This window comes from Asticcacaulis aquaticus (genome assembly GCF_028550415.1).
GTDB lineage: Bacteria > Pseudomonadota > Alphaproteobacteria > Caulobacterales > Caulobacteraceae > Asticcacaulis > Asticcacaulis aquaticus.
In genome coordinates this window covers 26,050-51,002 of sequence record NZ_JAQQKX010000002.1, presented here as the reverse complement: position 1 = coordinate 51,002, position 24,953 = coordinate 26,050, and the positions used below count along the sequence as shown (strand labels likewise).

Annotated in this window: 24 protein-coding genes and 1 tRNA gene; 15 read left to right on the top strand and 10 right to left on the bottom strand. The window is 60.2% G+C overall.

Annotated features, from left to right (window positions below; translation table 11 throughout):
• Positions 1-61 precede the first annotated feature (61 nt).
• Positions 62-1,165 carry a hypothetical protein gene (locus PQU92_RS03245; protein ID WP_272746784.1) on the top strand — a complete coding sequence of 368 codons (1,104 nt, stop codon included), beginning with the start codon at positions 62-64 and terminating at the stop codon, positions 1,163-1,165.
• Here PQU92_RS03245 and PQU92_RS03240 read toward each other — a convergent pair.
• The 4 genes from PQU92_RS03240 to PQU92_RS03225 form a co-directional block, all read right to left on the bottom strand.
• Positions 1,162-2,367, bottom strand: coding sequence for an NAD(P)/FAD-dependent oxidoreductase (locus PQU92_RS03240; protein WP_272746783.1), 1,206 nt, complete (start codon positions 2,365-2,367; stop codon positions 1,162-1,164). The two genes, PQU92_RS03245 and PQU92_RS03240, sit on opposite strands and share 4 nt — an antisense overlap.
• A gap of 55 nt (positions 2,368-2,422) precedes the next feature.
• Positions 2,423-3,463, bottom strand: a complete 1,041-nt coding sequence (locus PQU92_RS03235; RefSeq protein ID WP_272746782.1) for a methyl-accepting chemotaxis protein — start codon at positions 3,461-3,463, stop codon at positions 2,423-2,425.
• Positions 3,464-3,781: 318 nt separating this feature from the next.
• The gene (locus PQU92_RS03230; protein WP_272746781.1) at positions 3,782-5,071 is read right to left on the bottom strand and encodes an NAD(P)/FAD-dependent oxidoreductase; all 1,290 of its coding nucleotides are present in this window, start codon (positions 5,069-5,071) and stop codon (positions 3,782-3,784) included.
• Positions 5,072-5,211: 140 nt separating this feature from the next.
• Complete coding sequence (locus tag PQU92_RS03225; RefSeq protein ID WP_272746780.1) at positions 5,212-6,615, bottom strand: glutamine synthetase family protein; 1,404 nt, start codon at positions 6,613-6,615, stop codon at positions 5,212-5,214.
• 137 nt (positions 6,616-6,752) lie between these two features.
• Between PQU92_RS03225 and PQU92_RS03220 the strand changes: the two genes are divergently transcribed.
• Genes PQU92_RS03220 through PQU92_RS03210 form a run of 3 tightly spaced genes read left to right on the top strand, consistent with a single transcriptional unit; the run spans position 6,753 to position 9,612 of the window.
• Positions 6,753-7,895 carry a mechanosensitive ion channel family protein gene (locus PQU92_RS03220; RefSeq protein ID WP_272746779.1) on the top strand — a complete coding sequence of 381 codons (1,143 nt, stop codon included), beginning with the start codon at positions 6,753-6,755 and terminating at the stop codon, positions 7,893-7,895.
• The gene (locus PQU92_RS03215; RefSeq protein ID WP_272746778.1) at positions 7,885-8,649 is read left to right on the top strand and encodes a TrmH family RNA methyltransferase; all 765 of its coding nucleotides are present in this window, start codon (positions 7,885-7,887) and stop codon (positions 8,647-8,649) included. Before PQU92_RS03220 ends, PQU92_RS03215 begins: the two co-directional genes overlap by 11 nt.
• A 33-nt stretch (positions 8,650-8,682) precedes the next feature.
• Complete coding sequence (locus PQU92_RS03210) at positions 8,683-9,612, top strand: hypothetical protein (RefSeq protein ID WP_272746777.1); 930 nt, start codon at positions 8,683-8,685, stop codon at positions 9,610-9,612.
• 20 nt (positions 9,613-9,632) lie between these two features.
• On the opposite strand, the gene PQU92_RS03205 is transcribed toward PQU92_RS03210, so the two are convergent.
• Entirely contained in the window at positions 9,633-11,159 is a 1,527-nt protein-coding gene (locus PQU92_RS03205) for a hypothetical protein (protein ID WP_272746776.1), read from the bottom strand.
• Between the two features lie 180 nt (positions 11,160-11,339).
• Between PQU92_RS03205 and PQU92_RS03200 the strand changes: the two genes are divergently transcribed.
• From PQU92_RS03200 to PQU92_RS03180, 5 genes are all read left to right on the top strand, one after another.
• Positions 11,340-12,503, top strand: a complete 1,164-nt coding sequence (locus tag PQU92_RS03200; protein WP_272746775.1) for a thiolase domain-containing protein — start codon at positions 11,340-11,342, stop codon at positions 12,501-12,503.
• Positions 12,504-12,545: 42 nt separating this feature from the next.
• Positions 12,546-13,424, top strand: coding sequence for a methylisocitrate lyase (gene prpB, locus PQU92_RS03195; RefSeq protein ID WP_272746774.1), 879 nt, complete (start codon positions 12,546-12,548; stop codon positions 13,422-13,424).
• A 12-nt stretch (positions 13,425-13,436) separates the two neighbouring features.
• Positions 13,437-14,612 (top strand): bifunctional 2-methylcitrate synthase/citrate synthase, encoded by a 1,176-nt coding sequence (gene prpC / locus PQU92_RS03190; protein ID WP_272746773.1) that lies wholly within the window; start codon positions 13,437-13,439, stop codon positions 14,610-14,612.
• Positions 14,613-14,732: 120 nt separating this feature from the next.
• Complete coding sequence (locus PQU92_RS03185) at positions 14,733-16,184, top strand: bifunctional 2-methylcitrate dehydratase/aconitate hydratase (protein ID WP_272746772.1); 1,452 nt, start codon at positions 14,733-14,735, stop codon at positions 16,182-16,184.
• Between the two features lie 125 nt (positions 16,185-16,309).
• Positions 16,310-16,765: a low affinity iron permease family protein gene (locus PQU92_RS03180; protein ID WP_272746771.1), complete on the top strand. Its 456-nt coding sequence runs from the start codon at positions 16,310-16,312 to the stop codon at positions 16,763-16,765.
• Between the two features lie 57 nt (positions 16,766-16,822).
• Here the strand turns inward: PQU92_RS03180 and PQU92_RS03175 are convergent, their stop codons facing one another.
• Positions 16,823-17,404 (bottom strand): DUF4142 domain-containing protein, encoded by a 582-nt coding sequence (locus PQU92_RS03175; protein WP_272746770.1) that lies wholly within the window; start codon positions 17,402-17,404, stop codon positions 16,823-16,825.
• Between the two features lie 636 nt (positions 17,405-18,040).
• On the opposite strand from PQU92_RS03175, the gene PQU92_RS03170 reads away from it, so the two are divergent.
• Complete coding sequence (locus tag PQU92_RS03170; protein ID WP_272746769.1) at positions 18,041-19,564, top strand: PAS domain-containing hybrid sensor histidine kinase/response regulator; 1,524 nt, start codon at positions 18,041-18,043, stop codon at positions 19,562-19,564.
• Between the two features lie 78 nt (positions 19,565-19,642).
• On the opposite strand, the gene PQU92_RS03165 is transcribed toward PQU92_RS03170, so the two are convergent.
• Positions 19,643-19,718: transfer RNA gene (locus PQU92_RS03165), tRNA-Lys, on the bottom strand.
• A gap of 260 nt (positions 19,719-19,978) precedes the next feature.
• Here PQU92_RS03165 and PQU92_RS03160 point away from each other — a divergent pair.
• The 4 genes from PQU92_RS03160 (at position 19,979) to PQU92_RS03145 (ending at position 22,316) form a co-directional block, all read left to right on the top strand.
• Entirely contained in the window at positions 19,979-20,332 is a 354-nt protein-coding gene (locus tag PQU92_RS03160; protein ID WP_272746768.1) for an Hpt domain-containing protein, read from the top strand.
• A 111-nt stretch (positions 20,333-20,443) separates the two neighbouring features.
• Positions 20,444-20,770: a 2Fe-2S iron-sulfur cluster-binding protein gene (locus tag PQU92_RS03155; RefSeq protein WP_272746767.1), complete on the top strand. Its 327-nt coding sequence runs from the start codon at positions 20,444-20,446 to the stop codon at positions 20,768-20,770.
• 30 nt (positions 20,771-20,800) lie between these two features.
• On the top strand, positions 20,801-21,832 hold the full coding sequence (locus PQU92_RS03150; RefSeq protein ID WP_272746766.1) for a phospholipase C/P1 nuclease family protein: 1,032 nt from the start codon (positions 20,801-20,803) through the stop codon (positions 21,830-21,832).
• A 16-nt stretch (positions 21,833-21,848) separates the two neighbouring features.
• Positions 21,849-22,316 (top strand): NUDIX domain-containing protein, encoded by a 468-nt coding sequence (locus PQU92_RS03145; protein WP_272746765.1) that lies wholly within the window; start codon positions 21,849-21,851, stop codon positions 22,314-22,316.
• On the opposite strand, the gene PQU92_RS03140 is transcribed toward PQU92_RS03145, so the two are convergent.
• Positions 22,317-22,829 carry a GNAT family N-acetyltransferase gene (locus PQU92_RS03140; RefSeq protein ID WP_272746764.1) on the bottom strand — a complete coding sequence of 171 codons (513 nt, stop codon included), beginning with the start codon at positions 22,827-22,829 and terminating at the stop codon, positions 22,317-22,319.
• Positions 22,830-22,881: 52 nt separating this feature from the next.
• Positions 22,882-23,727 carry an SDR family oxidoreductase gene (locus PQU92_RS03135; protein ID WP_272746763.1) on the bottom strand — a complete coding sequence of 282 codons (846 nt, stop codon included), beginning with the start codon at positions 23,725-23,727 and terminating at the stop codon, positions 22,882-22,884.
• Positions 23,728-23,827: 100 nt separating this feature from the next.
• Between PQU92_RS03135 and PQU92_RS03130 the strand changes: the two genes are divergently transcribed.
• Entirely contained in the window at positions 23,828-24,241 is a 414-nt protein-coding gene (locus tag PQU92_RS03130) for a winged helix-turn-helix transcriptional regulator (protein WP_272746762.1), read from the top strand.
• A 65-nt stretch (positions 24,242-24,306) separates the two neighbouring features.
• Here PQU92_RS03130 and PQU92_RS03125 read toward each other — a convergent pair whose 3' ends face one another.
• A complete protein-coding gene (locus PQU92_RS03125; protein WP_272746761.1) occupies positions 24,307-24,945 on the bottom strand; it encodes a 2-dehydro-3-deoxy-6-phosphogalactonate aldolase in 639 nt (212 codons plus the stop codon).
• Between the last annotated feature and the right edge of the window lie 8 nt (positions 24,946-24,953).

The following is a 24,953-nucleotide window of genomic DNA, read 5'->3' as shown; positions in this document are numbered from 1 at the left end:
AACTGAGACGGTATTTCGTCGAACGCTGATATTTATTGAAATGCGATCAGGGGAATTGACGTTGAACCAATCATCTATCTCTCGCCGCGCCACGCTTACCGGTATTGCCGGGACGCTTGCCCTTGCCGCGGGTTCGCCCGCCTGGGCCGCCAAGGACAAGAAGGCGGCGGTCACGACCCTGTCCACCGTAGCGGAAGGTGAAGCCAAGGCGGCGACCCTCTTTACGCGCTACGGCAAGGCTTCGATTGCGGCGGGCAGCCGCGTCCTGCCGGTGTTTCAGGTCGAGCTTCTGGAAGAGGACGGCGCGCACGAGGAAGACCGCAAGTACCACGCCAATGCGACTGCCGATTCAACCTTCAAGGTGGCCGGAATCGATCAGGCCGCGGTACAGGCGGCGGTGGATACATTGTACAAACAATATATCGATGCCCTGACGGCGGCCGGTTTTGTCATCGTCACCGACGCTGAGGTGGGGCAGGCCGAGGCCTGGCGCAAATTGAGCGCCAATATGAAGCCCACGCCGATGGTCGCCGATACGGGCAAGCGCGGTAAATCAACCTTCTATGGCCCCAGCGGCAAGGGGGTCTATATCGCTGCCGACGATATCCGATTCAGCGGCAAGGGCGGGTTTGCGGCCTTTGCCCAGGTAGGCGACGCCATGGGCCGCGCGACGCAGGAATACGCCCTGCCGACGCAATTGAAAGCCGGGGTGGTCGGCATCGAACTGGCGGTGGGCTTCGTCCAGATCAAGGGCGAAGGCGGCGGCAAATACTCCAATATCTTTGGCGACGGGGTGGTCAATATCAAGGGGGATGCGGCCATGCAGGTCATCCCCGAACGCTCGCGCCTGTGGTTCATGCCGTTCCCTCAGGTCGACGGCACCAAGCAGCAACTGGTGCTCAATACGACGGTCCTGCCCGCCGAAAACCCGGTATTGGCCTTTAAGGACGTGACGTCCAAGAAGGCCAAGCTGGGGGATGCGGCGGGTATGATGATCGGCTTTGCGACGGGCACCGGCGGCTCCTATTCGACCAAGACCTATGAGATCACGCTGGATCCGGTGGTGTTGCCGAAAGCGATGGAACAGACGCTGGGCGGTCTTACGGCCGGTCTGGTGAAGCGCTTCACGGCCCTGCCTTCAGAGCCGGGCGGGAAAAACCGTTAGAACCTGAACAGTTCGGCGTCCGGGTCTTCGTGCCCGGACAAAGCGGCACTGAGGATTTCAGCCGCCAGCCGTGAAAAGGTAATACCGTTGCCGCCATAGGCGAGGATGGCGAAGACATTCTTCATGCCCGGCACCGCGCCGATGGTCGGCAGTCCGGTGAGGCTGGCGCCGAACGAGCCGCACCACGCGAAATCGGCGCGGGTATCCAGCTGAGGGAACATCGTCTTCAGCTTTTCTTCCAGCCGCTTCGTTTTTCCGGTTAACAGGCTATCGCGGTGATCGGCATTGGAAAAGGCTTCGTCCTCGCCGCCGCAAATGACGCGTCCGTCGGATGTTGTGCGCATATAGAGGTAGGGATCGGACGCCTCCCAGATCATGACCTGTTCCGGCCACAGCTTGTCCGGCTGCGGTTTGGTGGCGATGGCATAGGTCGAATGGATCGAATGGCGGCTCTGGCGGATTGCCGTCGGGGTCTCATAGCCTGTGGCATAGATCAGGTAACGCGCTTCGATAACAGGGCCGTTTCGGGTGCGCAGGGTCACGCCATCGCGATGGGTTTCCACGGCTGCAACCTCGACCGGACAAAGAATTTCGGCACCGCGTGACATCGCGGCGCGATGGAACCCCGCGGCCATGCGCAAAGGCTGAACCGTCAGATTCTGCGTCGTCAGAAGGGCGGCGGCGCGGTCGATGCCGAAACGCTCGGCCAATCCCTTCCGCGTCAGATAGTCGTTGGGCAGGCCGATAGCCCGGCGCATCTCGCCTTCGCGTTTCAAGCCGCCCGGATCGAGGACATTGCCACTGAGGTAGAGCGAGGCGCTGCGCTTCATGGCGCAAGGGATGCCAAGAAGCTCGACCCGCGCGGCCAGACTGTCCAGTGCCAGTTTTGAGCGTCGCCACGCCCGGCAAGCCTTGTCGTGACCGATCTGCCGGGTCAGTTCGGTCAAGGGGTTGTCGATCTCGTACTGCAACAGCGCCGTGGTCGCCGCCGTCGAGCCTTTCAGCGGCGGCCGGCGGTCCAGTACGATGACACGGAAGCCTTCGTCGGTGAGGGCTTCGGCGGCCATGGCCCCGGTGACGCCCGCGCCGATGATGACAATATCGGTCCTGCGGTCACGTTTCAGCGCGCCGGTGCCCAGTCGCGGTACGGGATGCGAGAGCCACACCGGATCGCCGGTGCGCAGATCTTTGGATGCGTTCATGCCCCCACATTGGCGGGGGCCGCATCAGGGATCGATCAGAATCGCCGTCGGGATTCTAGGATTCCTGAATGATAACGCCGTACCAGCCCAACCCGGAATAGGTTTCGTAGCCAGGGGTCTTGTGAAAGGCGACCATGGCGCGCGATACGGGATCGATATAGTGGCCGAAGCCCTTGCCCTCGGTTTTCAGGCGGATACGTTCGTTCAGTATGCCCTTGCCGTCCGACGCCGCAATAACCACGCCATCGCCATCGATCAGCAGGACACGGGTGTTACGACGTTCTTCGTCAGACAGGCGTACCCCCTGGGTGATCGAGGCGGCCTGAGGCTGCCAGTCGAACTGGATGCCCAGAACGCCCAGCAACTCGCCATTGACATCGCCGTCGCGGCGCACCCCGGTGGCGTAGGTGGCGACCTGAGCGCCGTTGAGGAGGGGTTCGGTTGTGATATCGGCGACGGCGAAGTCCTGTCCGCTGCGTAAGCTCGCGGCGCGGGCAAACCACGGGCGGCTTTTCACGTTCTGACCGATGACGCGGTGGGTGTCGGGGCGGCCGTTGGCGATGATATTGCCATCGAGGTCGCACAGCCACAGATCGATATAGACGGTGTAGGAATCGAGAATGACGCCGAGGCGCTGGCTAGCGTAGTCAGTACGCGCGACGACGGGTTCGGCGGCGGCCTGACAAAGCGCCGAGTCGGTCGCCCACCAGCGCACGTCGCAGGTGCGCTCATAAAGGTTGCGGTCGATCAGTTCGATGGCATTGAGCGCCAGATCCATCAGGCGCGCGCCCTGACTGGCGTGAGCCATGTCCTGAGTCAGAGATTCCAGCGTCACGATTTCATTCCCCAGATCCTTGGCCAGCCCTTCGACCTCGGTCGAGATGGCGCGGACCTCGTCGGCGACCACGGAAAACCCGGCGCCTTTTTCCCCCGCATGCTTGGCTTCGATCAGGGCGTTGAGCGCCAGAATACGCAGTTTGCCGGTTACGGCGCGGATGTCCTTGACCTTGTTGCTGGTGATCGTCTTGGCCTTGGAGGTCTGGGCCAGAATGTCGGACAGGGTGACAGCCGCAGCGGGCTGAGAAAAGGCGGACATGAACAGCTTCCTTCGTTGCAAGCAAGGTCATGCGGTGCGGCAACGGGGCCGGACACACAGAGAGGTGGGAGGTGCAGGATGTAAACTTTAAGCCACTCAGACAGTACGCCTGAGATCCTCGTTGACCTGTTGCGGCGCAATAGAAGCATGGCGCGCAGGGCGGTTAACAACGGGTTAAGTGATTGGGGGGGTGCGTTTTGTTTTTACACGTAAAATGGATATTCGTTCTTAAATTGTCGCAAAGAAGTCACATAATGATATCTTACGCAACGGAAAGCGTTGCGATGGAAACTTTGATACGCCCTTGTACCATAAGGATTACAGGCGATCGCGCAGCGCGTACCAGCTGAGGCCCGCTATCAGGGCGGGTGTTCTCAGGAGAGGCCCACCGGGGAAGGCGGGCGGTCTGAGTTGCGACAAAAGCTTGATATCATGGTGGTCGCCCAATGCTGCATGTGCGAGCAATTTGCCGAAATAGGGGGCCAGGACGACGCCCTGACCGCTGTAGCCGGCGCTGACCAGACAGTCGGGCGACAGGGCGCGAACGAAGGGCGCGCGGCTAAGCGTTATGGCCAGCGTCCCCCCCCAGGCGTGAGTGACTTTGACCGTGTCCAGTTGCGGATAGATTTTCAGCAGGTTGCGGCGGACGAAGGCCTTTATATCCTTGGGGAACCACGGCGTGTAGTTTTCGCCGCCGCCGAACAGCAACCGGTTATCGGCGGTCCGTCGCCAGTAATTGACGACGAAGCGCGAATCCGCTGCCGCATAGTCGTGCGGCAGGATCGTCCGGTCCGGCAGGGGTTCGGTCGTCAGGATGAAATTATTGATCGGTACGACATGGCGGTCGATCTCACGGTCCAGCCCCTGCATGTAGCCATTGCCGCAGATCAGGAGCTTACGGCATCTCAGGCGGTGACCGTCGCCAATGTGCAGGTCATAGTCGTCGCCTGAACGATGATAGCTGTGGACGCGGCTATGTTCGTAGAGTGCCGCCCCCGCGGCTTGCGCGGTGCGGGCCATGCCGAGAGCGAATTTAAGCGGGTGCAGATGGCCGGCACCCGCGTCGAACAGCCCGCCGTGATAGACGTCGGTGCCTAGCTCGACCGCGACGGCTTCGCGGTTCATCAGGGACAACTTGTCGTAACCGTAAGTCTGGCTGACGAAATCGGCATAGGCGTGGTCGTCATCGGCAAAGCGCGGCTTGTGCCAGCTATGGATCAGACCGTGGCGGAGGTCGCAGTCGATATCATGCCTATTGATCAGGTCGAACAGGTGCGCCTTGGCGGCTTCGGCCATGTCCCACAGTTCGCGGGCGGCGTCCGAACCCAGTTGCGACACGAGGGTTTGCGGATCGACGCGCTGACCGGTGTGAATCTGCCCGCCGTTACGTCCCGAAGCGCCGGAGCCGATCTGGGCGCCTTCGAGGAGGGTGACCGAGACGCCACGCTGGGCCAGTTCCAGCGCTGCGCCGAGGCCGGTATAGCCGCCGCCGATAATGGCGATGTCCGTGGTCTGCGTGCCGCCGAATGCCGGGAATGCCGTAATGAGCGCGGTGTCGGCGTACCACGAATTGTCAGGATGTCCGGTATTTTTGGCGGTCTGGGTCATATGACTTACCCCCTCTCCCCGCATGCGGGGAGAGGGTTGGGGTGAGGGCTTCTAACGGTGGCTTACAATGAAAAGGGGTTATGCCCCTCATCCGGCCCTATCGGGCCACCTTCTCCCCGTAAACGGGGAGAAGGGAATACTTACACATTCAACAACAAAAACTCGCGTTCCCACGGGCTGATGGTGCGCATGAAGGTTTCGTACTCGTGGTGCTTGACCCGCGCATAGGCCGTGACGAACTGCGCGCCTAAAATCTCGCGCAATTCTTCGCTGCGCTCCAGTTTGATGACCGCCTGAATCAGCGAGTAGGGCAGGTCGGCGGACGGATCGTTCGATACGTCGCTATCGACCGGTGCGTCGGGCGTCATCGCCTTGATCATCCCCAGATACCCGCAGGCCAGCGTCGCGGCGATGGCCAGGTACGGATTGGCGTCCGACGATGGAATACGACACTCCAGGCGGCGGTTATCGGCGTCCGATGGCGGCACGCGCAGGCCCGCCGTGCGGTTGTCGAAGCCCCAGTGTGTATTGACCGGTGCGCCCGATCCCTTGGACAGGCGGCGGTACGAATTGACATAGGGCGCCAGCAGCGAGGTCGCGGCGGGCAGGTGGACCTGATGACCGGCGATAAAGCTGAAAAACAAGGGTGTCGGCTCGCCCGTCTTCGGGTCGGAAAACAGGTTCTGGCCGGTCTTCATATCGACGATCGACTGGTGGATGTGCATGGCCGAGCCCGGTTCCAGCGCCATCGGCTTGGCCATGAAGGTGGCGTAGATGTCGTGCTCCAGCGCCGTTTCCTTGATCGTGCGCTTGAACATGAAGACCTGATCGGCCAGTTCGAGCGGATCGCCGTGGCGCAGGTTGATTTCCATCTGGGCCACGCCGGATTCGTGGATCAGGGTGTCGATCTCAAGGCCCTGCGACTCCGAATATTCGTACATGTCCTCGAACAGGCTGTCGAACTCGTTGACCGCGGAAATCGAATAGCCCTGACGCCCGGTTTCCGGCCGCCCCGACCGTCCGATAGGGGGTTTTAGGGCATAGTCGGGATCGATATTCTTTTCGACCAGATAGAATTCCAGCTCCGGCGCGATGATCGGTTTCCAGCCGCGTTCGTGATACAGAGCCAGCACCTTGCGCAGGACCTGACGCGGGCTTTCCTCGACCGGACGGCCATCCGGGTGATAGGCGTCGTGGATGATCTGCGCGGTGGGGTCGGTCGCCCACGGCACGGTAGCCAGCGTATTGAAATCGGGCTGCAGGAAGATGTCGGTGTCGGACTGCACCGTGCCGACAATGCCTTCGAGGTCGGGGAAGTCGCCGGTAATATCCTGATAGAAGATCGACAGCGGCAGGTTCATCGCCGCCGTGGTCAAGAATTTGCGCACGGGCATGATCTTGCCGCGCGCCACCCCGGCAAGGTCAGGCACCATGCACTCGATCTCTTCGATATTCTGCTCGGCCAGCCAGGCACCGGCTTCGGAGACGTTCGCTGCCCCGCGCTTGGAAAAGCCGGTCTGCGGGCGTTTGGACTTCGATTTCATGAGTCACACAGGAATATGGATTTTTGATGCGGCAGGATTCTAAGTTGGATGATGGCGCGTGGCACCCCAGATTCCAACCCCGCAATCAGTCCTCTAGTGTGATCACAATTTGCGGCCGTTGTCGAGGGCGTGTGCCGATGCGTTTGCTTCTAACTCACTATTTCGAAGGCCTGCCACTGTGGGTTGCCGTGTCGGCCATGGTCGTCATGACCTATGCGGCGGCGTTTCTGGTGGCGTGGCTGGTCATGGCTTTTGCGCGCTGGCGGGCGAAGCGCCATGCGACGGCACTGTACCGCTTCGATGTCGAGAGGTTGAAGCGCCCGCTCTATACGGCCATGCCGGTGCTGGCCGTATTTGTCGCGATCCGCATATTCTGGCCCGAGCTCATGGATGGAGACGTGGTGATAACGGTCACCAAGTTCCTGACCATCGTCCTGATCTACTGGCTGGCCCTGTGCGCCATCGATATCGTCAGTGTCTCGATCTCGCGCCGTCACGATATTACGGTGCGTGACAATCTGAAAGCGCGGCGCGTCCATACCCAGATCATGCTGGCGCGGCGGCTGGCGACCTTCCTGCTGGTGGTGCTGACGCTGGCGGCGATCTTCCTGCTGTTCGACGAACTGCGCGGGCTGGGCGTCAGTCTGCTGGCCTCGGCGGGGGTGGCGGGCATTGTCATCGGCTTCGCGGCGCAAAAGACGCTCGGCAATCTGCTGGCGGGTATTCAGATCGCCATCACCCAGCCGATCCGGCTGGAGGACGCCGTCGTGGTTGAGGGCGAGTGGGGCTGGGTCGAGGAGATCACCCTGACCTATGTCGTGGTGCGCATATGGGACCTACGGCGGCTGGTCCTGCCCATCGGCTATTTTATCGAGAAGCCATTTCAGAACTGGACGCGGACCTCGGCCAGCATCATCGGCACCGTCGAGCTCTATGCCGACTACAGCCTGCCGGTCGAGCCTCTGCGGGCACACCTGCTGGAACTTCTGGCGAAAACCGACCTGTGGGATCAGCAGGTGCAGGTCGTGCAGATGACCGAGACCTATCCCGATGTGGTGAAGATCCGCATTCTGGTCAGCGCCGCCGACTCGCCGACGGCCTTTGACCTGAGGTGCTATGTGCGCGAAAACATGGTGGCCTTTATCAATGCCCGCTACCCCGAAGCCTTGCCGAAAACGCGAGCCGTGGTCGAAGAGGCTGGCGATGCGGGGCGGAAGCGGTTAAAGGCGGATATATCCGACCCCGCCGATTCCGCCGCCACCGTGACGAATGCTGTTTGAAATCACCGACCCTGACGACACCCGTCTTGTGCTCTATCGCGATGTGAAAGACCGTGACCTTACGGGGAGGAACGGCCTGTTCATGGCCGAAGGCAAGGTCGTGCTGGAGCGGTTGTTTACCTCGCCGGTGGCAGAAACGGTCAGCGTTTTGACAACGCCGGAGCGATTGCCGGGATTGGCGCATTTGCCTGATGCGCCGGTCTATGTCGTGCCGCAAGCTGTCATGGACGCTGTGGCCGGGTTTCCGATCCATCGTGGCTATCTGGCACTGGGGCGATATGCGCCCAAACAGACCTTGACCCAACGCGTGAGTGGCAACCGGGCGCGGGTTCTGGTCCTTTGCGGGATCAGCAATACCGATAATATGGGCGGGCTGATGCGTAACGCGGCGGCTTTCGGCGTCGATGCCGTGGTGCTGGATGAGACCTGCTGCGATCCTTTGTACCGCAAGGCGATCCGCGTTAGCGTCGGCGGCGTGCTCGAAGTGCCGCACTATCGCGTCGATGACGTAGTTGGGACGCTGAAAGCGCTGGACCTGACGCCCTATGCCCTGACGCCCTCGGGGGCGATGACGCTGGAGACGGTGGTGCCTGCCGCCCGCTCGGCGGTACTGTTCGGTGCCGAAGGCCCGGGGCTGAGCGCCGACATCATGGCCGCGTGCGAAACGGTGCGCATCGACATGCACGGTGGTTTCGACAGCCTTAATGTCGCGACCACCAGCGGGATTGTACTGTATTATTTTTCGCGCCTATAGTGTGCCGCGAAGTTTCAGGTTCGGGGGGGGATTATGCGCACATGGATTTTAACGGCTGCGGTGGCTTTGCTGGCGAGCGCGGCGTCTACCACCGCGAGCACTATTGCGCCGCCCCAGGAGCTCAAATGTCCCGTCGGTGGAAAGTCGTTCGAGCATTCGTTCTACATGTCCTATTCGACATGGGGGCAGCGTCCGGACGGCAAACCCTACGGGTCCGGTGAGTTTCCGGTAACGCCGCCGATCTGTCCCGACAATGGGCTCATCATGTATCGTGAATTTACCAAGGCCGAAATCAAGGCGCTTGAAGGGCTTCTGGCGTCGGCTGAATATCAGGCTCTGCGTGAGACCGATACGCCGTTCTTTCGTGTGGCGTGGATCGAGAAGGCTCTGAATCCGAAATCGGAAAAGATCGTCTGGTATTTGCTGAATGCAAGTTGGGAAGCCGATGACGATGCTGTTCTCAAGATGAGGTATCAGCGGGCTTTCTTAAATTTGGCCGAAACTCTTCCGGCCAAACCGGAGGACGAGACATGGCTGGCGATCCGGTTGCGGGTAATGAACGCCTACCGGGAACTGGGTGAATTCGACAAGGCACAGGCTGTTTACGATGCGTTGAATGTCGAAGCTTTGTCGAAGGGATTGCCGGTGACACGCGAAGAAGCCTTTGAGTTGCGTGACGAAAAGAAGCGCAATCGCTGGGCTTTGGTTGACTATCTTAAGCGTCTGCATGTGGTTTTGGTGCGGGGTGACCGCCGGTCTGAGCCGCTGGATATGATGCGGCCATGGGATGCGGCACGGATATGTTTCTATAAGAGGGAAAATCCGGAGGCACTGAATGCTTTTGACCGAGCGTATTGTGCTACCCCCGAGATCATGCAGGAGATTGAAAGGGGCCGAGATATTTGGGGGGTGTCCAAGGCAGAGAGAGACGCGGCGAGAGCGAAGTTAAACGGTGCGGCCTAAGGTGACGCGGGTGGAATAAATCATAGCCTGATCTGACGTTTCAAGCGCGTTGCGTCGCGTACCAGAGTTTCCGCCACGCGGGCGGGATCGTCGTACATCCAGACCGCCGTCGTCGGGCACTGAATGACGCGGGCCGGATCGCCGTACTTCGCACGGATAGCGGCCTCGTCAAGGTCCTTCATGACGATGAAGTCGAACCGCGCAGGCGTACCGTCGGCGCCATGCCAGTACCACCACGGGTCGTTGCCCCAGACATAGGGCTGGCCGTCGGGACTAATTTGCTCGGTGCGCAGGCGGAAGTCGCTGGATACCGAGATCGGCCGCGCCACCCAGAAGGCGGCTAACCCGCGTGTGAGGGATGGATACCGGCTCAGGCAGGTCTCGACCGGGTCGCGCCAGTTGAGTGCGGGGATAGCGCTGCCATGGGCCGCGGTTCCGGCGGCCAGCCCGACAAGGCTGCCCGCGAGGATGACCCGGCGGCCTTTGCGCAGGTGCCTTGCCAAAGCGCCGCTCAGCAGGATCAGCGGCCAGACAAACAGGGCCATCAGGTAGCGCGAGGCACCCTGACCGCCGTAGTAGACGACAAAAAACCCGATCGGCAGGCTCATGGCGGCAGCGACATAGATCATCTGGCGGCGGGCATCGCCGGACCGTTTGACAACTTCCGTCACCACGCCGACAAGCACAACAAGTCCGATCAGATAATACAGATTGAACGGATTGAGCGACAGAAGGTCGTGGCGGAGGAGGCGCAATGCGTCGACGACGGCCTGAACCGTCAGGGGCGGCGCGCCCTGTGAAAAGAAGAGGCTGGACGCGCCGACGCCGCACAGGCCGAATGCCATCAGACCGGCATAGGTCTTTTCGCGCCATAGCGAGCGCAGGAGCGCGCGCGGGCTGACGAAATCCAGCCGTGTCAGAGCGGCGAGCCCTAAAGGCGCGACGGCGAACAGCAGGAATAGCGCATCCGACAGGCTGGTCAGAAAGATTATCGCCGACAACAGAAGCATTTGCGGTTTCAGGGGTGCCTTCAAGCGCGTGAACAGCCAGATCGACACGATCAGCGGACCGGAATGATTGACCGGGAACAGCAGGGCGTCGTAGGGCGGGCTGAGGCCGGGCACCTGCTTCAAGCCAAAGGTCAGCAGCGTGAACACCAGTGCGAAGGCAAGCGCCGCTGTGGGCACCCTGATGTTGGGATCGAGTTGATGAATGGCGGTGGCGCCGACCCAGGTCAGGGCGAGGAACGAGATCACCGCATAGCCGAAAAAAGCCGCGCGCGGATCGCCGGTCAGAAGGGCCATAGGATGATAGACGGCCTGATCGGGAAAGAAGCTGAGGATGCGCGCCTGCTGAAACCCCATATAGCCGTTGGGGCGTGTAAAGGCGTTGTCGTGCAGGGCGGCGGGTAGGAGGATATCGGAATTATAGAGGCCATGCACTGCGGCGGGTGACAATACGATCCACGCCACCAGCCCGAAGGCGAGCAGTATCAGGCCGGCCGCGAAGGCGGTCTGGTTCAGCGGAATGGAAAAGGGTTTGCGCATGGTAGCTGACCTTCGCAGATGCGAAATAAAAATGCAGTGCGGGCGGTCACGCAGTTGTGCCAGCGCATGGGCTTGACTGACGCAAGGGCAGGGTGTCTAATTTAGTGGCAAATGCAACAATATAAGTTGTGTGGCACGGCAGGGATGCCGGATTGATCCGGCGAAAACACAGGAGTGGGTATGCCTAAGGCCGCTATGGTCGGATGGGGCCACACGCCGTTCGGACGGCTCACCGGCCAGTCGCTGGAAGACCTGATTCAGGCGGCGGCGCGTGAGGCGCTGAGCGATGCCGGAATCGCGGGCAACGATGTCGATGCCGTGTTTCTCGGGCTCTACAATGCCGGGCTGACACCGGACGGATTTTGTTCGTCGATGGTTTTGGGCGCCGATAACGGCCTGCGCTACAAGCCCGCGACGCGTTATGAAAATGCCTGTGCCTCGGGATCGGCGGCGCTGTATGCGGCGATGGATGCCATAGCCTCAGGCCGTATTGACGTGGCGCTGGTCGTCGGGGCCGAGAAAATGACCGACCTCGATGGCGCGGGCGTGACGCGGTCGCTGGGCATGGCCAGCTATCAGAAGGAAGAGGCGGGGCTGTCGTTTCCGGATATCTTTGCGCGCTATGCCAAAGCTTATGCAGAAAGATACGGCGATCCGACCCTGGCCATGGCGCATGTGGCGGCCAAGAACCACGCGGCGGCGCTGCATAATCCTCTGGCGCAGTTGCGCAAACCGCTGTCGGTCGAGTTCTGCCATACCGTTTCCGACAAAAACCCGCTGATTTCCGATCCGTTGAAGATGACCGATTGTTCGCTGGTCTCGGACGGCGCGGCAGCGGTGGTGCTTGTGCGCACCGATCGGGCGGAAGAGTTCAAGCGCGCGGTCGGTTTCCGCGCGGCGGTACAGATCAATGATCTGCTGCCCTTGTCGCAAAAGGATCTCCTCGATTTCACCGGTCCGCGTCTGGCCTTTGCGAAAGCCTACGAACAGGCAGGTGTGACGGTGTCGGAACTGGGCTTTGCCGAGGTCCACGATTGTTTCACCATCGCCGAGGTGCTGGTGGCCGAGGCCATGGGGCTGGCGGCCAGGGGGCAGGGGGCGGAGTTCATCGTCGCCGGTGGCACGGGGCGACAGGGCGTGTTGCCGACCAATATGTCCGGTGGCCTGAAAGCCAAGGGGCATCCGGTCGGGGCGACGGGCGTGTCGATGCATGTGATGGCGGCGCGGCAACTGACCGGTGAAGCGGGTGAGATGCAGGTGCCGGGCACCGAACTTGGGGCTGTGTTCAATATGGGCGGCGGTGCGGTAGCCAATTATGCGAGTATTCTGGAGCGTTTGAACTAACCCCTCTCCCCGCGTGCGAGGTGGAGGGCAGATGAGGATTTTATGACATCACCCGGTACGAAATTTCGAAACGCGCTCAACGCCGAACAGCCCTTGCAGGTCATCGGCGCGATCAATGCCAACCATGCCTTGTTAGCCAAAAGGGCCGGGTATAAGGCCATCTACCTGTCCGGAGGCGGGGTCGCGGCGGGCTCGCTGGGAATGCCCGACCTCGGTATCAGCGGCCTTGAGGACGTGCTGATCGACGTCAGGCGTATCACCGATGTCTGCGACCTGCCGCTGCTGGTCGATATCGACACCGGCTTCGGGCCGTCGGCGTTTAACATCGAACGCACGGTCAAGGCGCTGATCAAGGCCGGGGCTGCGGCGTGCCATATCGAGGATCAGGTGGGCGCCAAGCGCTGTGGCCATCGTCCGGGGAAGGAGATTGTCTCCACAGATGAAATGGTTGATCGCGTCAAGGCGGCGGCCAATGCGAAGACCGATCCGGACTTTTTCCTGATCGCTCGCACCGATGCGATTGCGGTGGACGGCGTCGATGCGGCCATCGAGCGGGCCATCAGGTGCGTCGAAGCCGGGGCCGACGGCATTTTCGCCGAAGCGGCCTACGACCTTGAGACCTATCGTAAATTCGCAGACGCCGTGAAGGTGCCGGTGCTGGCCAATATCACCGAATTCGGCAGGACGCCTTTGTTTACCCGCGAAGAACTGGCGTCTGCCGGTGTGGCGATCCAGCTTTACCCCCTGTCGGCATTCCGGGCGATGAACAAGGCCGCCCAGGCCGTCTATGAGGCCATCCGTCGCGACGGTCATCAGAAGGCCGTGCTCGACACTATGCAGACGCGCGACGAGCTTTATCAGCGCATCGGCTACTACGACTTCGAAGATCGCCTTGATGCGATGTTCAATAAAAACAAATAGGTGGAGACGTTTATGAGCGCAGTGACTGAGCTGCCCAAGGGGGAGGCGACGACGGCCTTCAAGCCCAAGAAATCTGTCGCCCTGTCGGGCATGGCGGCGGGCAATACCGCCCTGTGTACCGTCGGGCGCACCGGCAACGATCTGGCCTATCGCGGCTACGATATCCTCGACCTAGCGCAAGGGTGCGAGTTCGAGGAGGTGGCCTATCTGCTGGTCCACGGGGCCTTGCCGACGCAGTCCGAACTGGACGCCTACAAGACCAAGCTGAAGGCCTTACGGGGGCTGCCGGTCAGCCTGAAGTCGGTGCTGGAGAACATCCCACCTTCGGCGCACCCGATGGACGTGATGCGCACCGGGGTGTCGCTGTTGGGCTGTCTGGCGCCGGAAAAGGACGACCATAATGCCCCCTCGGCACGCGATATCGCCGACAAGCTAATGGCCTCGCTGGGGTCGATGCTGCTCTACTGGTACCACTACAGTCACAACGGTAAGCGCATCGAAGTCGAGACCGACGATGACTCGATCGGCGGGCATTTCCTGCACCTGCTGCACGGGCAAACGCCGCGCGCAAGCTGGGTGAAGGCCATGCACGTCTCGCTGATCCTCTATGCCGAGCACGAATTCAACGCCTCGACGTTTGCCGGGCGGGTTATCGCCGGGACGGGGTCTGACATGTATTCGTGCATCGCCGGGGCGATCGGGGCGCTGCGTGGGCCGAAGCACGGCGGTGCCAATGAAGTCGCCTTCGAGATCCAGAAGCGTTACGACAACGCCGATGCAGCGGAAGCGGATATTCGTCAGCGGGTCGCCAACAAAGAGGTCGTGATCGGCTTCGGGCATCCGGTCTATACGGTGTCGGACCCGCGCAATGAGGTGATCAAGACCGTGGCGCGCGACCTGAGCGCCGAGCAAAATTCGATGAAGATGTTCTCGATCGCCGAGCGACTGGAAAGCGTGATGTGGGACGCCAAGACAATGTTCCCCAATCTCGACTGGTTTTCGGCGGTCTCCTATCACCGGATGGGCGTGCCGACGGCGATGTTCACGCCTCTGTTTGCCATTGCGCGGACGGCCGGCTGGTCGGCGCACGTGATCGAGCAGCGCATCGACGGCAAGATCATTCGCCCGAGCGCGAACTATACCGGTCCTGAGGATCGGGCGTTCGTGAAGATCGAGGAACGCGATTAAACATCCTTCCCCGTTCACAGGGAAGGTGGCAGCGCGCAGCGCTGACGGAAGGGGGCTTCCCCCACCCACCGCTTCGCGGTCCCCCCTCCCCGTAAACAGGGAGGGATGCAGGAGAATCTCATGTCCACACATATCTCAAATATCCGCCCCGAATCCGACCGCGTTTTCGTCGACATCGCCGACTACGTGCTCGATTACAATATCGACTCCGGTCTGGCGTTCGAGACCGCACGCAACTGTCTGATCGACACGCTGGGTTGCGGGCTGGAGGCGCTCGACTATCCCGCCTGCACCAAGCTGCTCGGCCCGATCGTGCCGGGCACCGTCGTGCCGCACGGCGCAAAGGTGCCGGGTACGCAGTTCCAGCTCGATCCCATTCAGGCGGCATTCAACATCGGTGCCATGATCCGCTGGCTCGACTTCAACGACACCTGGCTGGCGGCGGAGTGGGGGCATCCGTCGGATAATCTCGGCGGCATCCTTGCCGTGGCCGACTGGATATCGCGCAACAACGTGGCGAAGGGTAAAAAGCCGCTGCTGATGAAGGACGTCCTTCGCGCCATGATCAAAGCACATGAGATTCAGGGGGTGCTGGCGCTCGATAACAGTTTCAATCGTGTCGGCCTCGACCACGTCATCCTCGTAAAGGTCGCCTCGACGGCGGTGGTGGCGCAGATGCTGGGCCTGACGCGTGATGAGATCATAGACGCCGTGTCGCTGGCCTTCGTCGATGGACAGGCCTTGCGTACCTATCGTCACGCCCCCAATACCGGGTCGCGCAAGTCGTGGGCGGCGGGGGATGCCACCTCACGCGCGGTGCGGCTGGCCCTGATGGTGCAGAAGGGCGAGATGGGCTATCCCTCGGCTCTGACCGCGAAGACCTGGGGCTTCTACGATGTTTCCTTTAAAGGCCAGGCGTTTTCATTCCAGCGACCCTATGGCCACTACGTCATGGAACACATTCTGTTCAAGATCAGCTATCCGGCGGAATTCCATTCCCAGACCGCCGTCGAAGCGGCCATGCGCCTGCATTTCGACCTTAAGGCGCGCGGGAAAACGATTGATGACATCGCTCGCGTTTCGATCCGCACACACGAGGCGTGCGTCCGCATAATCGACAAGAAAGGTCCGCTCAACAACCCTGCCGACCGCGATCACTGCATCCAGTATATGGTCGCTGTGCCGCTGATTTTCGGGCGGCTGACGGCGGCGGATTACGAGGACGATGTCGCCTTCGATCCCCGTATCGACGTCTTGCGTGACAGGATCGTCTGTCATGAAGACCCGGCCTTTACCGCCGACTATCACGACCCGAAAAAGCGCTCGATCGCCAATGGTCTGACTGTCGAATTCACCGATGGCACGACGATGGACGAAATCGTCGTTGAATACCCTATCGGCCACAAGCGTCGCCGCGAGGAAGGCATCCCGCTGCTTGAGGCCAAGTTCAGAACCAATCTCGCCCGCCGTTTTCCGAAGAAGCAGCAGGACGCAATCTATGCCCTCAGTCTCGACCAGACGCGGCTCGAAAACACACCTGTGCATGAGTATGTCGATCTGTATGTAATCTAAGTTTTTGTTTTATCGCATTTCCTTACGGCAAACCGGTGTCCACTTTGCCTGAAAATGCTTTGGCACGTCATTGCTTTCTTACGCTCCGACGGCCAGCCTTGGCTCACATTCCAAGGTGAGACATCATGGCACAAGAGACTGAAAAGACAGAAAAGAAGGGTTGGTTCGTTTGTTTTGCGCAAGCCGCAGCGGTCGCCACCGGCAGCCCCGCGGCCTTCGGTCTGGCGGCGGGGGTGGTGATCCTGTGGGTCGTCACCGGGCCGCTATTCGGGTTCTCCGATACCTGGCAACTGGTCATTAATACGGGCACGACCATCGTCACCTTTCTGATGGTGTTTCTGATCCAGAATACCCAGAACCGCGATTCCAAGATCATGCAGTTGAAGCTCGACGAACTGATCCGGGCGGCGAAAAACGCCAATACGGCCTATATCGACATGGAAAACATGAGCGAGAAGGAACTGGCAGACCTGCAAAAACATTATGAGCGTCTGGCCGCCAAGGCGCGCGAGGGAGGCGATGAAAAGGAGGCCGCTGCGCATAAGGAGGCCAGCGAGAAAGCGGCGAAGGCACTGGGCTGATCACATAAAAACGCCGCCCCATGACGGGACGGCGCTTCTCTCTCATTTTATCGCGGTTTAGTACTTTTCGTCGATCGCCTTGATGGCGTCGTGGTGCGACTGAAGCGTCGGCATGGTCTTGGTGGCGAAATCCTTTACCGGTCCCGCCTGACCGTCCTTCGATTCCTTTTCGAACAGATCGACCGTCTTGTCGTGCGCCTTTTGCTGGGCATCGATATATTTGGCGTCGAACTCTTCCGGTTTGGCGTTTTTCAGATCGTTGAGCAGGTTGGCATGCTCCTCGTCGAGGCCTTCCTTCGGCGGGGTCAGACCGGCAGCCGTAATGGCGGTCTTGAGTTCGGTTGCGGCCTTGGTTTGGTCGGTGACCATGCGCTGGGCGAAGGCCTTTAGGTCGGCATTCTTCGTACGTTCGATGGCCAGCTTGCTCGACTCGATCTCGAACAGGCCCGCGACCGTGGCACGACCGGCGAAATCGACGTTTTCGGACGCCGAGGACGAGGCGCTGTCATAGACCGAAGTGACGCTTTCCGATGCGCTCTCAGACGCCTCTTCGGCGGCCTCTTCCTTGGGCGAGGAGCAGGCGGCGACGGCCAGGAAACCGGCGAGCGAGGCGGTCAGCAGGGTTTTCTTCAGGATCATTATGTTTCTCTCCAATAGGGCACTATCCGGGGCGGATAAACGCGCGATATTTATCGTTTTAATGCCGCTATGACGGGTGTCGTTGCCGTTAAGGGCAGGGTAACGCCTCTGATGCGGGATAACGAACAGCACGGGCAACCTAGTGGGCGTCGCATAAGAAGGCCCCGTCCTTCCTGTTGGGTTTCGTGAAAAAGCCATAAATAGCAATTGATTAGCTGCGGGGCGATGGTCATGCTGTCCACGAGCACCCGAAGACTGTGCGCTTCCTAACTGAGATCGACGTGAATATGACGCAGGGATCTAACGGATCACAGGTTCGGGCAGGTTAATGATGCCAGGGCGCACCGATGGGCATGCGATCGATTGTTTCAGTGGAAAATTATCGCAAGGGTTGCATTTCTTTTTCTTCATTGAAAAGAGAGCGTAATGCCGTAGTTGTGAAAAATAAGGATTTTATAAATAATCTTATAAAATCAATTCTTTAAAGGTTAATTTCTTGTCGGATTTCAAAGGGCAATATATAGATGTAAAGCGCGTTTTTTATAAAAATCGACGCGCTGTGCGTACAGGTGGGGTGACTATATGGGTGAGCCAGTATCGGACTCAGGCCTCCGGGGAGAGCCCGATCTTGAACATATGCGCAGCTATCTGGCCGCGATCGTGGCGTCTTCCGACGATGCGATTATCGGCAAGACGCTGGATGGCATCATTACCGCGTGGAACGACTCGGCTCACCGCATTTTTGGCTATACCGCCGAAGAAGCCATCGGCCAGCACATCACCCTTATTATTCCGCACGACAAGCGCGACGAAGAAACCCACATCATCGGTCAGGTGCGCCGGGGCGAACGTATCGATCATTTCGAAACCATCCGCGTTGGCAAGTTCGGTCAGCTGGTCCATCTGTCGCTGACCGTGTCGCCGATCCGCGACTCTACGGGACGCGTCATCGGGGCGTCCAAGGTCGCCCGCGATATCAGCCAGCAAAAGGCGACCGAGGCCCTGCTGGCCGAGGTCGGCCGCCGCCGCGAAGAATTCATGGCCAATATGAGCCACGAACTCAGAACCCCGATGAATGCGGTTATCGGCCTGACGCATATCCTGGCCATGTCGGACAATCTGACGCCGAAGCAACAGGAATATATCGCGGTTTTAAAGCAAAGCGGCGATAATCTGCTGGGGCTGATCAACAATCTGCTCGACTTTTCCCGGTTGGAAAACGGCGCGATGGAGCTTGAAATCAACGATTTCAACCTGCCCGAACTAATCGAACATACGGTTGGCCCGCAGCGCTTGTCCGCTACGCAAAAAGGTGTCGCGCTGAATGTGTCGCTCAGCGGTCCCGTCCGCGAGTTTTACCGGGGCGATGCCTTGCGGCTTCAGCAAATTCTCACCAATCTGGTGTCCAACGCGCTGAAATTCACCGAAAGCGGGTCGGTCGATCTGCGGGTGACCGCTGTGGATGTGGGCGCTAACGCGTCGCGGCTCCTGTTCGAGGTTATCGACACGGGCATCGGCATCAGCGACGAGGTATTGCCGCTGATTTTCGACAAGTTCATACAGGCCGACGCCTCCATGACCCGCCGTTACGGGGGATCGGGGCTGGGCCTGTCGATCAGTCAGGCCATCGCCCGGCAGATGGGCGGGCTGATCCGCGTCAAAAGCACGCTGGGTCTGGGGTCTAGCTTTTCCGTCGACCTGTTGATCCAGCACGACCCGTTGCGGGCGGCACTGGCGCGCCGGCCCGATGTCAGCGTTGTTCGCGCCCACAGGAATGCGCTGGTCGTCGATGATTACGAACCCAATATTCTGGTGGTGACGACGTTGCTCGACCGGCTCGGTTTCGGCTACGACGTAGCGCGCAACGGCATGGAAGCCGTACGCCGCAGTGAACAGTGCGACTATGACGTGATCCTGATGGACGTCCAGATGCCCGGTATGGACGGCTATGAAAGTACGCGGCGCATCCGTGAAATCGAAGACATGCGCGGATTGCGACCAACGCCTATCATCGCCATGACGGCCCATGTGGGCGATTCTGATCGTCAGAAATGCTACGATGCCGGCATGACCGGCTTTATCCCGAAGCCGTTCGAGCCGACGCAATTCCAGACCCTGCTGGGTGACCTCATTCGCCCCACGATTCCACAGGCGCTGTGATCCGCGTTTCGGTCACAGTTGGCGGTTTTGTTCTAATTGGGAAAGTCGTGAAAAACCTTACAGTGTAAGGAATTGAAATGGTGGGTGGGCACGGACTCGAACCGTGGACCCGCTGATTAAGAGTCAGCTGCTCTACCAACTGAGCTACACACCCACACTATTTCAGAACCGCCGTGACTGGAGACTTGGTGATCCCCGGCGGTGAGGGGCGGAACATACGAATTTTTTCGGCGGTTTCAAGCGTTATTTGAATTATTTTGCGTTTGACCTGTGGATGGCTGGTTTCTAGGCAAGATGCGGATGAAATTCCTAACGAATCTTCATATGGATGAAAAAGAGTCGCAGAACGTTGGAATTCGTTAAACCTTTGCGCGTATTTTATACAACTCGTAGCTTTATGAGTAAGGGGTAGGCATGGCTTTCAGGGATTTGAGCGGCGCAGTGGATTTTTCCTATCTGGAGTCCTATACGCGTAACGATATCGAAGTGATGGAAGAGGTGCTGCGCCTGTTTCAGCAACAGGCCGAGATCTGGGCGCCCCTGCTGAACACCTCTCACGCCGGGTGGCGCGACGCCGCCCACACCCTGAAAGGGGCGGCGGCCGGGATCGGCGCCAATGCCCTGTCGGCAGCCGCCGAGGCGGTGGAGAAGGGCGACCTCGAAGGGGCGCAGGGGCGACTTGAAAAGCTGAAAACGGCGCTTGACGCGGCCCTGATCGACGTGGCCGCCTATGTGCACGGCCTGCAACTCAAGGCTCTGCGGGTCTAAAAACGCTTGGCAATCGGCGGTGTGCGCATTAAAGCCTTGGCATTTCTGCCGCGCATCTTAATCCGAAAAACCGCGAACACTTTTCGGGATGCGCTCTAAGCCGAGGCCAAGATGAGCGACGACGAACTCCATATCCTGTGTACCGACCGCGACGGTGTCGTGCATAACCTGCCGGCAATTGAAGGCTGGCGGATCATGGAAATCATCCGCGACAACGGCCTGCCGATCAAGGCCGAGTGCGGCGGGGCGCTGGAATGCGCCACCTGCCACGTCTATGTCGATCCGAAATGGACGGACAAGCTGATCGAAAAGAGCGACGAGGAAGAGGAAAAGCTTGACGAAGCCTTTGTCGTCAAGCGTAATTCGCGTCTGTCGTGCCAGATCCTGATGCGCGATGACCTCGACGGGCTTGAGGTCACGCTCGCGCCCGAAGGCTAAGTCAAATCCCCGCAAGTGCAAGGTGCTTTCATGCGTAATACCGTTCGTTCGATCCTGATGGCCGGTGCGGCCCTGCTGTGTGCCACATCGATTTCGTCGGGGGCGCAGGCCTGGGGGCCGACGGGTCACCGCATCGTCGGCGAAGAGGCGGCGCGCGCGTTACCGGCCTATATGCCGGCCTTTCTGCGCTCACCCGAAGGCATCGGCGATATCGGTGCCTATTCGAACGAGCCCGACAACTGGAAGGGCGCGGGTAAGGTCCACGACTTCGAGCGCGATTCCGCACACTTCATCGACCTCGATGACGAAGGCAAGACTCTGGCGGGCGTGAAGCTTCAGGAGGTGCCGCAATCGCGTTCCGATTTCGACGCGCTTCTGCGGACGAAGAATGTCATGCCGTGGAAGTCGGGCTATCTGAACTATGCGCTGGTCGATGCCTATCAGCAGGTGGTCAAGGATTTCGCCTACTGGCGCGCCCTGACCCATGTCGAAGCCAAGGAAACCGACGCGGCAAAAAAGGAATGGCTGCGCACCGCCATTCGTCGTCGTGAGGCCCTGACCTTGCGTGATATCGGCATCCTGTCGCACTATGTCGGCGATGCCTCGCAGCCGCTGCACCTGTCGATCCACTATAACGGCTGGGGCGAGGAATATCCCAACCCGCAGGGCTTCACACTGGAGAAGATCCACGGGCCGCTGGAAAGCGCCTTCGTCAGCGCCGGGATCACCAACGAGATGATCCGCGGGGCACTAGTGGCGCCGGAATCGTGTACGCTCAAGACCGAGCGCTGCTTCGACGCCAAGCTGGACCGCAACTGGACCTATGTCGTTCCGATGTATCAGCTCTACAAGGACGGCGGTTTTGCCGAGGGCGACAAGCGCGGCATCGACTTCATGAAGGGTCGTATCGCGCAGGGCGCATCGGACCTGCGCGACGTGCTGACGGATGCGTGGCGCGATTCCAAGACCATGACCTTCGGCTATCCGACCATGACCTACGAAGACCTGTTGGCCAACAAGGGCGACTTCTGGCAGTCGCTGCGCGGCGAAGACAACAAGTAGGATGCCTAAAAGTAGGATGTCTGAAAGTCGGATATCTGGGGCGCTGCGGGCCTTCGGCGACCGGCGGGCGGGGCTGGATTACAAACCCCGCGCCGCCGCCTATGGCATAGTCCTGCGTGACGGCTATATCGCCCTGGTTCAGCAGGGCTACAGTCATTTCAAATACGACTTCCCCGGCGGCGCGATCGAGGCGGGGGAATCCCACGCCGAGGCGTTGAAACGCGAATTTCTCGAAGAAGCCGGGGTCGAGATCGCTCCCGGTGCGGCGGCGGGCGAGGTGTTGCAGTATTTTGTCAATGCCGAAGGTTACGCCTTCGCCAACCACGCCCATTTCTACGAGGCGGTGATCGTCGGCGATAAGCCGGAAGCCAAGACCGAGGCCGATCACGAGTTGGTCTGGATGCGACCGCTGGAGGCGCTCAAGCGGCTGGAGAAGGACGGCTATGCCTGGGCCTTGCTGATGTGGCTACGGGGTCGCGGATAGTTAGCGCCGTAGGATAAATTCGAAATCCGTCGTGCGCCCGACCTTGAAGCCGTAATCGCCAACGCGCTTGAAGCCGTAACCGAGATAGAGCTTCTGCGCCCGGTGGTTTTCGCTCCATACGCCGACCCATTGCGGGGCGTCGTCGTAACGGGCTTTAAGATAATCGAGCCCCAGTTCCAGCAGCCTTTTGCCCAGACCGCGCCCCTGCGCCGAGGTGGCCACGTAAAGGCGTTTGATTTCACCCTGCGTATGTTTGTCGGCTTCGATGTGGGGCAGACCGACCGGACCCGCCTGAATATAGGCGATAGCCATGTGGGCCTCGTCATAGACGATGCGCCAGAACTGATCGGCTTCGTCGATTTCCCTGAGTAGCACGTCCGGCGCGTAGGCCTTATCGAGATAGGCGTTCAGGTCGTCCGTCGGATAGAGGTGGCCGAACGTGTCCGTGAACGTCGCCTTGGCGAGCGCGGACAGGGCGGGGATGTCGGAGGCCTGAACGGAATGAATCAGCATGGTGAGGCTCTTACACCAAAGCGAAAAGCTTCACCATGCTCATGTGTGGCCGTTATTTCAGCAGGGCTGACAGCACGTCCTTGACGGTCTTTGGTGCCTGACCGGTCAGGGTCTGCACGGCATGGGTAACGCCGTCGAGCTGGCCCGCGCGGATAGCGGCTTCGGCAGAGGTCAGCATGTCGGCGACGAAGCCGGGCAGGCCCGCCTGTTGCAGGCCACCCTTATATTGTTCGTCGGTGACCGCGATGACATTGACGGGTTTGCCGGTAATGTCGGAGGCGAGGGCAACAACCTCGCCATAGGTCAGGGCTTCCGGGCCGGTGATGGTGAAGGTGCCTTCTAGGGCGTCGGTGAGCGCCGCAGCCGCCGCGCGGGCGGCGTCTTCGCGCGCCACATAGGCCACACGGCCGTCGGGCGCCGAGGTGTAGAACGCGCCGGTGTCCAGCGCGTGCGGCAGACTCATCAACAGGTTCTCGATGTACCAATCGTTACGCAGGATCGTATGGGCGATGCCTGACGCCTTGATGGCCTGTTCGGTGCCGTAGTGATCGGGCGCGAAGGTGATCTTGTTGCCCGGCTCGGCATTCGGCAGCGAGGTATAGACGATGTGTTTGACGCCTGCGGCCTTGGCGGCCTCGACGGCGGCGGTGTGCTGTTTGAGGCGCTGGCCCGGCACGGCAAGTGCGTCGGTCGAGATCAACAGCAGGTGGTCGACGCCTGCGAAGGCTTCGGTCAGGGTGTCGGGCGCGTCGAAATCGACGGTGCGCGTGGTAAAGGTCGTGGTAAGTTTCGACGGATCGCGCGACCCGGCGATGACCGTGTGGGACGTGCCTTCGAGGGCCTTGAGGACCAGTTGACCGAGTTGGCCGGATGCGCCGGTGACGAGCAGGGTGGACATGTTAAGCTCCTTGAATTTTCCTATAGTCTCAATTTGAGATCAGGTATAAAATAAGAAGCTATGTTGGGGTGTAAAGACGGCACTATTTCGGGAGATAGGGATGAAAAGGGAACTATTGGCGGACGGAGAGGCCCCTAGCGTCGCCGAAGCCGTGCTGAACGCGGGGTTCGATATGGCCAATTGTCCGGTGCGCGACGTGATGGACCATATCGGTGGCAAGTGGTCGAGCCTGATGCTGCTAACCCTGTCGACCAAGCCGCATCGTTTCGGAGAGTTGAAACGCGCCGTGCCGGATATTTCGCAGCGGATGCTGACCCAGACTTTGCGCGACCTGCAACGTGACGGTTATATCAGCCGCCATGTTTTTCCGACGGTGCCGCCGAGCGTCGAATACCGCCTGACAGAGTTGGGTGAGTCGATCATGCCGCCTTTGAGCGCGCTCGTCGCTTGGGCGGTCGACAATCACCCTAAGATCGTCGAGGCGCGAAAGGTGTATGAGGAGGGGGCGGAATAATCTTTCCCCGTTAACGGGGCCAAGGTTCTCAAACATCCTTCCCCGTGAACGGGGAAGGATTTTTATTACCCCCGCAATGCTTTCCAGCCTTCGACGAAGGCCGTGGCCTTGGCGTGGACGATTTCGGGCGTGTCGCCGGGCTTATAGACGCTGGAACCGATGCCGAAACCGGCGGCGCCCGCGTCGAGGAATTCCTTCATATTGCCGGGCTCGACACCGCCGACCGGGAAGACCGGCAGGGTGCGCGGCAGGACGGCTTTCAGCGCCTTGAGGCCCTTGGTGCCGGCCAGTTCGGCAGGGAACAGTTTCAGCGCGTCGGCCCCGGCGTCGATGGCCTGAAACGCTTCGGTCGCGGTGAAAAAGGCCGGGAAGGAGATCAGGCCCAGCGCCTTGGCGTAGCGGATGACCTCGACATTGGTGTTGGGCGAGATACAAATCTGACCGCCGACGTCCTTCAGCTTCTGCACGTCGTCGAGCTTGAGCACCGTGCCCGCGCCGACGATGGCCTTCGAGCCCAGATGCGTCGCCAGCTTGGCGATCGAGTCGAATGGCTGCGGCGAATTGAGCGGCACCTCGACGATCTTGAACCCGGCGTCGATCAGGGCGTCACCGACCGGCAGGGCCTCTTCGGGCGTCAGGCCACGCAGGATGGCGACGAGCGGCAGGGTTTTCAGGATATCCCGCCATTGTTCGATGAGAGTCATGTCGTAGT